This window comes from Mycobacterium lentiflavum, from assembly GCF_022374895.2.
In the GTDB taxonomy this organism is placed as follows: Bacteria; Actinomycetota; Actinomycetes; order Mycobacteriales; family Mycobacteriaceae; genus Mycobacterium; species Mycobacterium lentiflavum.
The window spans coordinates 1,675,172-1,688,662 of record NZ_CP092423.2; the positions used below are offsets into that span (position 1 = coordinate 1,675,172).

General features: G+C 60.7%; 10 protein-coding genes. 4 read left to right on the top strand and 6 right to left on the bottom strand.

The features are described from left to right. Positions 1 to 7 precede the first annotated feature (7 nt). On the top strand, positions 8 to 649 hold the full coding sequence (locus tag MJO58_RS08160) for an RNA polymerase sigma factor (RefSeq protein WP_031354461.1): 642 nt from the start codon (positions 8 to 10) through the stop codon (positions 647 to 649). Next, positions 646 to 879 (top strand): zf-HC2 domain-containing protein, encoded by a 234-nt coding sequence (locus tag MJO58_RS08165; protein ID WP_023870429.1) that lies wholly within the window; start codon positions 646 to 648, stop codon positions 877 to 879. Before MJO58_RS08160 ends, MJO58_RS08165 begins: the two co-directional genes overlap by 4 nt. Before the next feature lie 822 nt (positions 880 to 1,701). Here the strand turns inward: MJO58_RS08165 and MJO58_RS08170 are convergent. After that, the gene (locus tag MJO58_RS08170) at positions 1,702 to 2,985 is read right to left on the bottom strand and encodes a bifunctional alpha/beta hydrolase/OsmC family protein (protein WP_043079263.1); all 1,284 of its coding nucleotides are present in this window, start codon (positions 2,983 to 2,985) and stop codon (positions 1,702 to 1,704) included. Between the two features lie 317 nt (positions 2,986 to 3,302). On the opposite strand from MJO58_RS08170, the gene MJO58_RS08175 reads away from it, so the two are divergent. Then, on the top strand, positions 3,303 to 4,049 hold the full coding sequence (locus tag MJO58_RS08175) for an SDR family NAD(P)-dependent oxidoreductase (RefSeq protein WP_023870431.1): 747 nt from the start codon (positions 3,303 to 3,305) through the stop codon (positions 4,047 to 4,049). A gap of 103 nt (positions 4,050 to 4,152) precedes the next feature. Continuing rightward, on the top strand, positions 4,153 to 4,995 hold the full coding sequence (locus MJO58_RS08180; RefSeq protein ID WP_225341763.1) for an LLM class F420-dependent oxidoreductase: 843 nt from the start codon (positions 4,153 to 4,155) through the stop codon (positions 4,993 to 4,995). A gap of 1,475 nt (positions 4,996 to 6,470) precedes the next feature. Here MJO58_RS08180 and MJO58_RS08185 read toward each other — a convergent pair. From MJO58_RS08185 to MJO58_RS08205, 5 genes are all read right to left on the bottom strand, one after another. Beyond that, on the bottom strand, positions 6,471 to 7,259 hold the full coding sequence (locus tag MJO58_RS08185; RefSeq protein ID WP_031354504.1) for an HAD-IIA family hydrolase: 789 nt from the start codon (positions 7,257 to 7,259) through the stop codon (positions 6,471 to 6,473). A 313-nt stretch (positions 7,260 to 7,572) separates the two neighbouring features. After that, a complete protein-coding gene (locus tag MJO58_RS08190) occupies positions 7,573 to 7,920 on the bottom strand; it encodes an ArsR/SmtB family transcription factor (RefSeq protein ID WP_196760141.1) in 348 nt (115 codons plus the stop codon). 389 nt (positions 7,921 to 8,309) lie between these two features. Next, complete coding sequence (locus tag MJO58_RS08195) at positions 8,310 to 9,434, bottom strand: alkene reductase (RefSeq protein ID WP_016343720.1); 1,125 nt, start codon at positions 9,432 to 9,434, stop codon at positions 8,310 to 8,312. A 61-nt stretch (positions 9,435 to 9,495) separates the two neighbouring features. After that, on the bottom strand, positions 9,496 to 10,980 hold the full coding sequence (locus MJO58_RS08200) for an aldehyde dehydrogenase family protein (protein ID WP_016343721.1): 1,485 nt from the start codon (positions 10,978 to 10,980) through the stop codon (positions 9,496 to 9,498). A 600-nt stretch (positions 10,981 to 11,580) separates the two neighbouring features. Beyond that, a complete protein-coding gene (locus tag MJO58_RS08205; protein WP_210742995.1) occupies positions 11,581 to 12,834 on the bottom strand; it encodes an IS30 family transposase in 1,254 nt (417 codons plus the stop codon). Positions 12,835 to 13,491: the final 657 nt, after the last annotated feature.

Below are 13,491 nucleotides of genomic sequence, written 5' to 3' on the forward strand. Positions count from 1 at the left end.
AGTGACCATGACCGCAGCCACGGTTTCGGAAGACGAGGGCGCTTTGGTCGCTGCACTTCGCGCCGGCGACCATCGAGCTTTTGCTCGGTTGGTCGATCGTCACACTCCGGCGATGCTGCGGGTGGCACGTGGCTACGTGCCGAGTGAGCAGCATGCCGAGGACGTCGTGCAGGAGACGTGGATCGCGCTCCTCAAGGGCTTGGACAGATTCGAGGGACGGTCGTCCCTACGTACTTGGCTTTTTACGGTTCTTGTCAATATCGCCAAGACTAGAGGGCTCAAGGAACGCAGGCACGTCGACACTCAGATCAAAGCGTTCACCGGCGGCACAGTTGACCCCGAGCGGTTCCGTGCTGCTGGCGACGAGCTACCCGGGCACTGGAAGGCGGAGGAGACACCGACTCCTTTCCCGGACACCCCTGAGGGCTCGGCTCTCAGCAGAGAACTCACCGACGTCGCCAAGCGCAATCTCGATACCTTGCCTGAGCGTCAGCGCATTGTCGTGACGATGCGCGACATGCTCGGTCTCGATTCCGATGAGGTCTGTGCACTACTCGAGATCAGCGCTGCGAACCAGCGGGTATTGCTTCATCGTGGCCGTGCGGTCATTCGAGAGGCTCTCGAAAATTACCTGAAAGATGCGTCGTGAACCCACTCGATTGCAACGAGCTCGTCGAAATTGTCACTGCCTATCTGGACGGCTCACTCGACCTCGAAACGCGGGCGCGCTTCGACGAGCACCTGCTCGAATGCGACGGATGCGATAACTACCTGCAGCAGTTTCGGGTCACTATCAGCACGGTCGGCCGGATCCGTGAAAGCGAGTTGGCACCGGAATTCCGCGCGCAACTACTTGAGGCTTTCAAGGATTGGCGGTGACGCCCTTTTACAACCACAGAGTGCCACCTGCGGGCCAAATGAAGCAGTCCCGGCGCCTGGCAAGCACGCGCGATCGTGCGGGGATGGCGCCACAGTTGTTGGTAGGCGCTATTTGACTCGGGCATCGGCTTGCGAAGGTCGCAGCGGGCTTCGTCCCGAGTAACTTGACCAAACCTATTCGTGCGCAACTATTTGCATGCTTACGCTCTTGGTCAGCGGCATTGGTGTATGGTGAGCCTCCCCGGTTTCAGTGGACACCCGAGATAGCGGGGCACGGGGTTCCGCTGGGAGGATGTGGGTATGTCCAGGACTCGTCGGTCGTTCACGGCGGAGTTCAAGGCTCAGGCCGCTCGGCGGGCGATTGATGGTGGCCCAGCCGGTCGCCGAGATCGGCCGGGAGCTCAATGTTCACGAGCACCTGTTACGTAAATGGGTGGCGGCCGAAAGGCTCCGGGACGGCGCTGCCACCGATGCGCACAGGGTTCCACCGGATGGTGGCTGACCGCGATCGAGCGTGCCGAGTTGGCACCCGGTTCCGTACGGGGATCGCCGAGAAGGAACGCGATATCGCGTTCGTGAGAAAAGTATCGGCGTACTTTGCGGCACAGCAACGCAGTCGTTTCGAGCTCATCGCCGCGGGGTTCGGGCTACCTGTGGGCGGTTCCGGCGCACCACGGTGCCCGGTCGGATGCGCATTCGCGCAAACTATCCTGTCACCACTTCTGTACCGGACATTAATCCGCACGACGCCAACGGGACGCAATGGGCTCATGCGATGAAGCGTTCGCGGCCCATGATCCGCGCTTCGGGCTCGTGGGTGACTCAGCGGTCGCCGATGATCGAGGATGCTGGTGAAAGCTGGGAATGATTACTGTCACGGAGTCGCCCGGTGGTGCGAATGTCCACTTCGGAGCGGAGAGTGCGGTGCACTGGACACCTGCTGGCGATCTCCATGAGCCTGTCGCGTTGGATGGCGCTCAGTGGTCCCTGCAACATAATGTGGCGTTCAATGCGATCGATGAACCCTTTCGTTTTGTCGAGCTCGGCACAGTCCTGCGCGTGGACACGGGAATGGCGGGCATCGACAACCACGCTTTCCAGTGGCCATCGTTTGCGTTCGGCGTACATCCTGATCGTCATCGACGTACAGGCTCCCAACGCGGCGAGCAATAGGTCGTACGGGGTGGGGCCCATGTCGTCGCTGATCGGACGAGGTTCATCCGCAACAAGGCGGTGCGAGCCGACCGTGATGTCCTGGGTGAGACTTCCCGCATCACCCCGCTCTGCGACCCGTACGACACCGTCGTCACTAGGCGGAGGGCCGCTGCGAGTCAGAGCTGTGCTCGCATGGTGCTTCAGGTAACGGCCAGCCCAGGCAGCTATCACAGTAGCGGCGTACTCGGCGTCGTCGCGGCAGCTGAGCAGATGATCAGCGCCGTCAAGTGCGACAAAGGATTTAGGGTGCCGCGCGATGTCGAAGATCTCTCGGGCATTGTCGACTGAGACCACCTGGTCGGTCGGCGAGTGCAACACTAGGAGTGCAGCGTCGGCCGCTCGGATACGTTCCCGCTGGGGCTGTGCTGCGATGTCGTCGAGGAACTGCCGCTGCAGACGGAACTCGCGACCGGCGATAGATATAGTCGCCTCACCTGCCGCGATGTCGTCGCGTGACTGGCGCAGCAGGCCCGCTACGTGACCGGGATCTGCCGGTGTACCAATAACGGCAATGGCATTGACATCATTGATTCGCGACGCCGCCGCAAGCACCGCAGCCCCACCGAGGGAGTGCCCAATCAGCATCGTTGGCGCACCGTGGCTCGCTCGCATGAAGTCGGCTGCACACACCAAGTCATCGACATTGGAACTGAATCCTGTCGCGGCGAAGTCGCCCTCGGAGTCCCCCAACCCCGTGAAGTCGAAGCGTAGGACGCCGATACCACTGCCGGTGAGGGCACGAGAGATTCGCGCCGCAGCCGAGTTGTCTTTTCCACAGGTAAAGCAGTGCGCGAATACCGCCCACGTCGTGGGCGGCTGTTCTGGAGTCTCCAGCCGCCCAGACAGCGAACCGCTACTGCCAGCGAACGTCACGCGTTCTGAATTGCTCATCGGGACGACCTCCTCATCGCTAGAACTGGCCGGATGTGTCAGTCCGCCCGCGGTGTCCAGTTCGCGGTGGGCGGGGTCGTAAGCCCGACGAACGCAATACTTGTCCTTCCACTCGGGATCGGCTTGCCAGCAGACCCTGCACACACGGGTGCTCCAGCGCGAGCATCGCCACGCTGAACCCTATAGCACTCTGCGGGACGGCCGAGACTTGTAACGCTTGACCGTCGTCCGCACACTCATTAGTCGCACGTGATAGTACGAAGAAAACCTTGGCCGCGGCACACAATCCGGTCGACCATAAGAAAGCAGGATGAACGATGGCTGTCCAACTGTCCGAGGCACGCGTTCTCATCACCGGCGGAACTAGCGGAATCGGGCGGGCTGTTGCCGTCTCTCTGGCTAGTCACGGTGCCGTAGTGGCAGTGTCAGGCCGGAACGCGGAGCGTGGGCAACAGGTAGTAGGAGAGATCGAGTCCACGGGCGGCAAGGCCGAGTTTCTCAGCAGTGACCTGCACGACGCCGAATCCGCGAGGCTGCTCGCTGCTGAGGCTGTTACACGGCTCGGCCATATCGACGTGCTGGTGAACAACGCCGGCGTCTATCCGTTCGGACCAACCGAATCGATGACCGAAGAAGATTTCACCGCGGTGTTCAATCTCAACGTTCGCGTTCCGTTCTTCTTGGTAGCCGAACTAGCCCCCAAGATGGCCGAACGCGGCAATGGCGTGATCGTCAATGTCACTACGATGGTCGCCGAGTACGGAAACGTCGGAACCAGTCTGTACGGCGCCAGCAAAGCTGCGGTCGTATCCCTCACCAAAACGTGGGCAGCCGAGTACGGACCGCGGGGCATACGGGTCAACGCGGTCAGTCCAGGACCGACATTCACCGAAGGCACCGCAGCTATGGGTGAGGGGCTTCGCAGGCTGGTTGGCCCTGCTCCCGCGGGCCGTCCCGCGCAGGCTGAAGAAATCGCCAACTCGATTGTGTTCTTGGCGAGCGACCAAGCCAGCTACATCCACGGGGTCACCCTCGCTGTAGATGGCGGCCGCACCGCCGTCTGAACACCGGCTAACCGCACAGTCCATGCTGCCATCAATTCCGATCACACGGGAGCCGAATGCAGCGTGCATCGATTAATAAGTGTCCTGCTCATCCCATTGAAATATGAGGTATATCAATATGTCTAGCCGTCGGAACCTGCCTATTCGCGTCGGTGTGCAGCTGTGGCCAGGAGACACCCCTGACTACCGCACCTGGCGCGACGCAGTGATCACCGCTGAACAACTCGGCGTAGACGCAATCTTCGGCTACGACCATTTCCATAAACCCGCAACCGCCCCGACCTCCGACGGGTTGCCCGAGCTCCTACCCGTGCAGCCCGACGTCAATAATTTCGAAGGCTGGACGTCGCTGGCCTCATGGGGCGAGATCACCTCACGCGCCGAGATCGGCTTGCTCGTAACTGGTGTCGGTTACCGCAATCCGGATCTTCTCGCTGACATGGCCCGCACAGTCGATCACATCAGCGATGGCCGCCTGATTCTGGGGATTGGATCCGGTTGGTATGAAAAGGATTACGTCGTTTACGGTTATGAGTACGGTACCGTCAAGTCACGGATGGACCTATTCGAGCGCAGCCTGAAACGCATAAGCGAGCGGCTCGACAAACTGATACCGGCTCCGACACGCAGCATCCCGATTCTCATCGGCGGCATGGGGGTGCGCCGCACGCTGCCTTTGGTGGCACGGTACGCCGACATCTGGCATACGTTCGCCAGCCCCGCCGAGTACCGGCGTAAGAATGCACTGCTTGGCGAGTTGGCACAGGTAGTAGGGCGCGATGAGTCGGCGATTGAACGCGCAGTGCACTGGACAGGCCGCGCCGACGCCGACGCATTTGCGAGTATGGGGGTAACGTTCTTTACCACTGAAATCCACCCGGATGCAGACGGATTCGACTTTCGCGAACTCAAAGATATGATCCACTGGCGCGATACATACAGCTAGACTGGGTCAGCTCACCGCGACCCTCGCGGGCCGCCCGTGTCCGCGCTACCCAGCGTGCCCTCATACGCGCTCAGGTCACGAGCAACCTGGGCGATCCGGCTTACCCGTTTCTTCGACGATCTGGACCGCACCCTCACGGAACTCCTAGTCGTACTTCTTCCGTTTCTCTGGCATCTCGACCCCTATTGTCGATGCCTCCACGCTCTCGGGGAACTTCACCGAGCTAGTCCGCCGGCAATCTGGGCATCTACCCGGTCACCCTTCTCAGTGGACCAAGCAAAACGACATCGAACACCAAGTGCGCCAAGGTGTCCCGACGAGGGAGCCCCCGCACCAAGTCGGTCCCTGATACGGCTGACCGGCATCTACACTTGCCCGGACCAGAGTGGCTCCAACGTCCACTGCGGTGCGGTCACAGTCGATTATCTGGTCAGCCCCTGCTACAGCATCTCGTTCCAAATAAGTTGCAGGTCAATGCTATATGTCCAACACCGCAGCATCGAAGGCTGTTGCACTGCTGCGCTGTCATCGACAGGGTCAGTCGCAGCATCGTCGGCTGACCGATAGCCTCGAAGGCGATTGCCACCTTGGTGGTCAAATCATTAGACATGGCCATCAGCGACGGCCGCCCAGCCTCAGGCATGTCCTTGCTGATCACGAAACACCCTCCACTTCACGGGTTTCGGATGAAAGATCCGGGTGGCTAGACTGGGTCTGTCGTTTGGATCGATTGGGATGACCTTGGCAGTCTCTTGGGCACGCTCAGCAGCCGAATGTGAATCCGCAGGGCACCATTGCCTTGACGGCTGGCTCAGCGAACGGAGTGCGAGGTTCAGAAGGAGCCGTCGTCTTGGTCGTCGTCTCGCCGAGTGTCATTCTGATGCTGGGCGATTCAGCTCCAGCATCGCTAGCAGAATCCTCAGCTGTCGCCGTTGCGGCGAATACTATCGCAGCGACGCACGCCGACCCGGCAAGTAGCAGCTGGGCGACTTTCGCTGGGCGCCGCGTCAGTTGCGGCCCTCGCAGATTAATTGCCGATCGGAGCGTCACTCCTACGATTCTAATCCAGATATCGCGATATCGCTATATCTAGGAAGGTGGTATTAGGGCGTCTTAGTCTCGATTTCCGTCCAAGGCGATGGTCGCCGGACTCCGGGTCGCAGTTGACGGGGTCAGGCTTGTGGGCGGGTCGCGGTTGCTGGTCTCGTGGCGCCGGGTGGGACGGGCTTCCCAGTGCCAGAGGGCCTTTCGGTTGATCGGTCATAGGCGGTCCAGTGTGGGCCGAAGGCGCCGCGGGGCGCTCTCAGCCGAACTGACGGTGGGCCAGCGGTTTGCTCATCGCTGACCAGGCCCGCTTGGATGGCGTGGCGGTGCGCGGGGTGGATGAGCACGTCTGGCGGCACGGGCCGTAAAGCCGCGTACACCGGTTACTGCCACACTCACAGCGCAGGCACCGTCGTACGGCTAGATGGCTATCAGTGCTGGTGCTCGTTGCGCGTTAGCCAAGCGGGCATGTCAACGATGGAGTCCAGAGTGGTTTCTGCGGGATGTGTCTGGGTAAGGTCGATTTGGTCGGCATACATGCCGGTGCGTACCTGGATTGTGTGTGCGCCTACCGCGTTTCCCATGGCAATATCGTTGGCGGGTTGGTCGCCGATCAGCCAGAGTGCGTTCGGCTTGACGGGCACGCTCGCTGCGGCGGATCGCAGAAATTCTGGTGATGGTTTGCCGAGGAGTTTGCTGGTGACGCCGGTGGCGTGCTCAAGCGCTGCCGTGATCGCACCGGTGTCGATATGGTTGCCGTCGGGGCGTTTTCGATACTTCCCTCTTTGGAGTGCTATAAGGGTCGCACCGCGCTCGAGAGCGCGAAACGCCAAGTCGAGTAGCTGATGCGTTAGCGTGTCGTGAGTGTTGCCGACGACGACATGGGTGATCGCACCGCCGGCGTGGCGGTAGGGGGCAAATGTCGGAAGCAAGGCGCTTGACACCACCGGCAATACGTTGATCCGGCCGCGCGTTGCTTCAAAGAGTTGCAGGGCAGCGGATACGGGGGTGAAAACTTCGCCGACACGAACGTCGAATCCGCGCTCGCGCAGTGTTTCTTGGAGGGTCTGTGGTGGCACAGTATCGGTGTTGGTGAGAAAACGGAGCGTGCAACCCATGTTTCGGAGTCTTGTCACAGCCTCAGGCGCGCCGGGAACGAGCTCGTCACCAACGTATAGCGTACCGTCCAGGTCGCTGAATACGACAGGCGTTGGCGTCATCGATACTCCGCGAAATGACTGACCTGCCGCATGTGCCGGATGTATCGAGAACGTTCGGGAAGAGCGATTGGGGCGGCGCCGATCTGTTTGTCAGAACTTGGTGACATAGTGGAGTTGCCTCTGTAACGGTATGGCGTTGACGTGGATGCCGGGCTGGGCTGCGCGAAGCAATATCAAGCCGTCTCAGTTAATGATGGTAGCCCCGCGTCCTTGCGTGTTCAGTTAAAAGTGAAATGACGGCTGTAGCTTTTACCGCAGGCTATTACCTGGCTGGCTCGTGCTCAGTTGGTCAGCGAAGGAGAGCGCGCAGCGGTTAAATCAGCGCATTCAAGGCTTCCAGCAGCGACTCAATATTCTTTTCGTGCCTTTTGTAGTACGTCCAGGGCCCGATCCGTCGGGAGGTTACCAATTGCGCGCGTTGCAGAACTGCCATATATGACGACACTGTCGACTGTGATAAGCCGACATGCTTTTGAATGATACTCACGCACACGCCGACTTCTTGTGGATCGATATCCTGTTCGGGAAAATTTTTTCGCGGATCCTTGAGCCAACTGAGTATCGTTAATCGGGTAGGGTTATCGAGGGCTTTCAATGCCTCGTTGACATCAATACTTATTGAATTCTGGGAATTAGTACGTTCAGGTGAAGTGCTCAGCATTTTATGATCCCTTTCGTGGTCATGCTACGCGGGTGGGCCGCCGATCTGACGGATGTTGCACAGTAGTTAGTAAACGTGGGCCTACATCCAGTGGCGGCGTTGCTAGTTCGACACACCGGGAGCTGGAGAACGGACATGTTGCGGATCCTGTCGTGTATAGGGACTAGCGTACCTGCGAGTTTGTGCCGATGCGCTGGGTAGTTGGCCAGAACGCTGCGCGGCCCATCGGTGATCGTCGTCGGCGCATGTCGTACCTCGTTGGCGGCTTCGCGGTTGGGTCCGCATGAAACGTTTCTCGTAGGCGGTTCGGCTGGGCCGCGGAGCGTCCGAGGTGCGACTCGTCTTGCCGTGCAGCCTGATCGACTGCACGGCAAGACGTGGTTCGGTTACTAGCTACGGTAGGTGGGGTAATCGGTGTAGCCTTTCTCGGTGCCGCCGTACATGGTGCTCGGGTCCGGGGTGTTGAGCGGCCAGTCGTTGGCGATCCGTTCGGGCAGGTCTGGGTTGGCGATGAACGGTCGGCCGAAGGCGATCAAGTCGGCCCAGCCAGCCTCAATGGCACGGACTGCGCGTTCGGCGGTGTACTTGCCCGCCAGTAGGATGGTTCCGCTGAAGTTTTCGCGCACTGCGACACGGAAGCTTTCCGGCATTTCGGGAGCGTTGTCCCAGTCGGCCTCAGCCAACGACACATATGCGATGCCAACCTCTTCGAGGATCTTTACCGCCTCGATGTAGGTCTCATGGGGGTCATCTTCAACCAGGCCAAGGTAGACACGGTCTTCGCCAGTAGTGGTGAACAATGGCGAAAACCGCACACCCAGACGGTCTTTACCGACGACGCCGGCAACTGCCTCGACCACCTCGCGCAGGAACCGGAGGCGATTCTGCAGGGAACCGCCGTATTCGTCGTTGCGGTGGTTGGTATGGGTGGACATGAACTGGTTGACCAAGTACCCGTTGGCTGAGTGGATTTCCACCCCGTCGAATCCGGCGTCGAGAGCATTGCGCGCGGCGTCGGCGTAGAGCTGCACGACGTCTTTGACCTCGCCGGTCGTCAGAGCCCGCGGCGGCGACGGCGGCGCCAGCGCTCCGGCTCCCGGGCCCGTTTCCACGAAAACCTTCACGGCGTCCGCGGTGATGGCCGACGGGGCGACCGGTGCGCCGGCGTCGGGCTGCAACGAGGTGTGCGACACCCGTCCCACATGCCAGAGCTGGTTGAAGATCACCCCACCGGCGGTGTGAACCGCATCGGTGACTTTGCGCCAACCCGCAACCTGTTCAAGGTTGTGGATCCCGGGTGTCCAGGCGTAGCCCTGCCCGCGCGGTTCGATCTGCGTACCTTCGGTCACCATGAACCCGGCGCCACTGCGCTGCGTGTAGTAATCCGCCATGAGTTCGTTGGGTACGTTGCCGGGCTGCGAACTGCGCGAACGGGTCAACGGGGGAAGAACGATGCGATTCTTGACCTCATAGGGGCCGAGCTTGGTAGCGGTGAACAGCACTGAGTCTTTCATTTCTTTTCTTTCCGGTGTTGGTGTGATGGTTTAAATCTTGTGCAGCGATGGGATACGCGATTTAGAACAGTCCGCGCGGAGCTTCGTTCATGCTCACGTAGATGTTCTTCTTGTGGGTGTACGCGTCAAGCATGGATTTGTAGGCTTCGCGGCCCAGGCCGGATTTCTTGTAGCCCCCGAAAGGTGCATGCGCAGGGATCTCATGGGCGGTGTTCACCCACATCCGACCGGTCTCCACCGCGCGTGCCACGCGAAGTGCACGGTTGATGTCTTGGGTCCACACTGTGCCGGCGAGTCCGTATTCTGAGTCGTTGGCCAAGGCGATAACTTCATCCTCGTCCTTGAATGGGATAACAACGAGAACGGGGCCGAAGATCTCTTCCGATGCAACGCGCATATCGTTGCGCACATCGACCAATATTGTCGGCTCGACAAAGAATCCGGAATCGTAGTCCCCGCCAGTGAGCCGGCGACCACCCGTCAAAACCGTGGCACCTTCAGCACGACCGGTTTCTACATAGCCCAACACGCGCTCCAGCTGGGCTTTGCTGATCAACGAGCCCACCTGGGTGTCTGGTGAGAGGGGATCCCCCACGCGGGCCGTGGTGAACTTGGCTTTTAGTTCGTCGATAAAACGGTCGTAGATCGACTCGTGAATGAAGAGGCGAGCTCCGGATTCGCAGGCTTGGCCTTGATTCCATAGAATCGCCAGGGCTGCCCCCTCGACGGCCTTGTCCCAATTCGCGTCGGGGAAAACGATATTCGCCGATTTGCCGCCCAGCTCCAGCGTTGCTGGTACCAGTCTTTTGGCTGCGGCTTCGGCGACGGTGTAGCCGACTCGGGTGGAACCGGTGAATGCCAGCTTCTGTACCGTCGGGTGATCCAGCACGGCCTGGCCGGCAACCGGCCCTGTGCCGGTGACGATGTTGACGACACCGGGGGGAAGAACTTGCGCGAAAATCTTTGCCAGTTCGGAAATGCTGACCGGCGTCATCTCCGATGGCTTGATCACCACGGTGTTCCCTGTGGCGATTGCCGGGGCAATCTTCCAGGCTGCCATCAACAACGGAAAGTTCCAGGGGATCACCTGACCAACCACACCAAGCGGTTCGCTCAGCACGAGGCTGAGGGTCTGTTCATCAAGCACGGCCGCCTCGTCTGAGTGACTGCGAATCACTCCGGCGAAGTACCTGAAGTGATCAATGGCGATGGGCACGTCGAGAACGCGCGACTCGCGAATCGGCTTGCCCACATCCAGCGACTCCAGGACCGCGAAACGCTCGGCGTCAGCCTCCAGCAGGTCGGCGATCCTGTTCAACGCGTTCGCACGTTCCGTCACCGTGGTCGCCCTCCAGCCCGCAAACGCACGCTGCGCCGCCTGGACCGCGCGATCGACATCAGCGGCTGTTCCACTAGGAATACGAGTCAGCACCTCACCCGTCGCGGGATTGATACTCTCGATCGTCTCCCCGGACTCCGCGTCCACCCATTGGTTGTCGATGAACATTCCGTAGCTGCGGTCCGGAGCATACTGGGACGTGGACATGGCGCGCTTCTCCTTCTGATTGGCGGGCGGGCCGGAAGTACAACCGGCTCAACCTCTTCCGTGATTTCGTTGTTCACCACCCCTGACGACGTGGTGCCACCAACCCTAACCTAGATATCGAGATACGTCAATATCCCAATAGCGCGATATTCAGATGGGCGTAAAGGGGGTGTCTTCCTGCGCTAACACCGCCGGGTCGGCTGGTTGGTGGCCGTCGGTGCGTGACCGTGCTTGAGGTGCGCTCTGCTGCGCGGCTTAACTCGGACGATCCCCACTCAATAGGGACTCGCCGAACTGCGCAGGTTCGACCGTGCCATCCGGCCAGGAACCCGCAGTCGAATGAAATCGGCAACGATACGAAAACCGTGAACCACCCCAGGTTTGACGCGGATCAAACCCGGGGTGGTTCAAAGTGCTTGGGAGGCGGTGCCAAGCCGGCGGTGCGGTGGCCACTTGATCGATTCTCGCGCAGCGTCTACTTCCTGGGCCGAGGTCTGCTGCAACGCCGCAAGCTTGCCGAGCATCGTCGACCTCGTCATGTGCACCATGCCTGTCAGCTCCGGTCGAAAAGTGAGCAGGTAGTTCCGGGGTGGGTTCTAGTCAACGTCGCAACACCGACGGACCCAGTGAGGCTAGCAGGACGGCGAATAGATCGGCGGGACAACGGTCTTGCAGGACCATGCGGGGACGGTTGTTGAGTTCCTCCTCGACCGCCATGAGATGCCCCGGTGAATAGTTGGCGAGGGTGACGCCCTTGGGGAAGTAGTCGCGCAGCAGTCCGTTGGTGTTCTCGTTGCTGCCGCGTTGCCAGGGTGATCGGGAGTCACAGAAGTAGACGGGCGCGTGGAGCTTGTCAGCGGTGGCGAGGTGGCGCGCCATCTCGGTGCCCTGGTCCCAGGTGATCGATCGCATCAGCTCCGGCGGCAGATCCTGCATCCGGGCCACCAGAGCGGCGTGCAACGAGTCGGAGTCAGCGCGGGGCAGATGGACCAGGCGCAGCATCCGGGTTTGGCGCTCGACCAGCGTGCCGATCGCTGAAAGGTGGTTGTCACCGATGATGAGATCGCCCTCCCAATGCCCGGCCTCTGACCGGTCCACGGGCGGGAATGGCCGATCGTGGATGGTCAGCATCGGCTGCTGAAACCGTGGCCGCCGACGCTGCTGACACTGGTGGGCTCGGCGGTGGTCCCGGCCGGTGCGCAGCGGTGAGCGCCGGTGCGGCGCCAATCGCGACGGTCGTATGAATCGCGAATTCGGTTGATAGACAGCCTGATAGATGCTCTCGTGGCATAGCCGCATCGATGGATCATCAGGAAAGCGCAGACGCAGGTGGCGACTGATCTGTTGCGGGCTCCACCGCTGAGCGAGCATCTCGGTGACCAAACCGCTGAGGTGATCGTTGGTGTCGACCCGGCGTTGATGGTGACGCGCTCGACGTGCGATAGCTCGACGGTGCGCATCGAAGGGCTGATAGCCGCGGCCGGCTGGCGCATTGCGCCGCAGTTCCCGCGAAATCGTCGACGGTGCTCGGCCGAGCCGGTCGGCGATCGCGCGCATGTTCAACCCAGAACGGCGCAGATCGGCGATCTCGATTCGTTCCTCCTGGGAGAGGTAACGCGGGCTGATCTGACGGACCGCTAGTCGATCCAGGGGAGGGACGAATCCGACCTCGACGCCGTTGCGGTAGGTCTTGTAACCGCGAGTCCAGTTCGTCGCCGCGGACCGAGATACACCGACTTCTCGGGCCGCGGCGCGCACGCTCCAACCGCGAGCCCGCAACTCCATGAACCGCTGGCGCTTGGCCGACAGCGGACGGCGCCCCGGCCCCTTCTTCACCCGACGCGACGATGTCAACACAACCTCCAGAATTTAGAGAAGTGTTGCGACGACGCCTCGAAACCACCCGGTTGAAAAGTGAGCACTTCACCTTTCGATTGGAGAGTGATCACTGTGGAGGATTGGGCGGAGATTCGCCGGCTGTATCGGTCGGAGAAGCTGTCGCAGGCTGCGATTGCGCAACATGGTCGGACCATCGCTCCTAGCCGTCGATAGCCTCTCAAGGTCGCCCAAAACTGGAGAGACCCAGCACTGTCTGGTGGCGGTCAGTGCGTTTAGGGTTGCGTTCATCGCCTTGCTCAAAGCAGATTGGTCGCCAAATCTGTTCGGCCGTTAGTTAGTCGCGACACAGCAAATCGGCACTACGAGGGCCGACAGACCACGCCGGCGTTTTCCCTGACAGCGCTGCGCTGCTAAATGGTCCGTGCTTTGCTGGTCGATTGCGCCGACACGGGGCGGATAAGCCGACTTCTGGGGTTACCGCGACTAAAGGAACTTGGCGTCGACGACCGCAGCGCCGCGCGGAAGGGCGTGGGCACCCAAATGGTCGAGGGCGAGACCTCGCAATCCGCGTCGTCGGTCTCGACCCACAAGATCCCCGCAGGAACTATGACGTACGGCACACCCACCTAAACGGAAGCGCTGTAACGCTTTCCGAAGTGCATAGCACTCAGT

What these genes read in the sequence shown, in the direction of transcription:
- MJO58_RS08160 (WP_031354461.1), top strand. Translation starts at nt 8, where the DNA reads ATGACCGCAGCCACGGTTTCGGAAGACGAGGGCGCTTTGGTCGCTGCA.
- MJO58_RS08170 (WP_043079263.1), bottom strand. Translation starts at nt 2,985, where the DNA reads ATGAGCAATTCAGAACGCGTGACGTTCGCTGGCAGTAGCGGTTCGCTG.
- MJO58_RS08175 (WP_023870431.1), top strand. Translation starts at nt 3,303, where the DNA reads ATGGCTGTCCAACTGTCCGAGGCACGCGTTCTCATCACCGGCGGAACT.
- MJO58_RS08180 (WP_225341763.1), top strand. Translation starts at nt 4,153, where the DNA reads ATGAGGTATATCAATATGTCTAGCCGTCGGAACCTGCCTATTCGCGTC.
- MJO58_RS08185 (WP_031354504.1), bottom strand. Translation starts at nt 7,259, where the DNA reads ATGACGCCAACGCCTGTCGTATTCAGCGACCTGGACGGTACGCTATAC.
- MJO58_RS08190 (WP_196760141.1), bottom strand. Translation starts at nt 7,920, where the DNA reads ATGCTGAGCACTTCACCTGAACGTACTAATTCCCAGAATTCAATAAGT.
- MJO58_RS08195 (WP_016343720.1), bottom strand. Translation starts at nt 9,434, where the DNA reads ATGAAAGACTCAGTGCTGTTCACCGCTACCAAGCTCGGCCCCTATGAG.
- MJO58_RS08200 (WP_016343721.1), bottom strand. Translation starts at nt 10,980, where the DNA reads ATGTCCACGTCCCAGTATGCTCCGGACCGCAGCTACGGAATGTTCATC.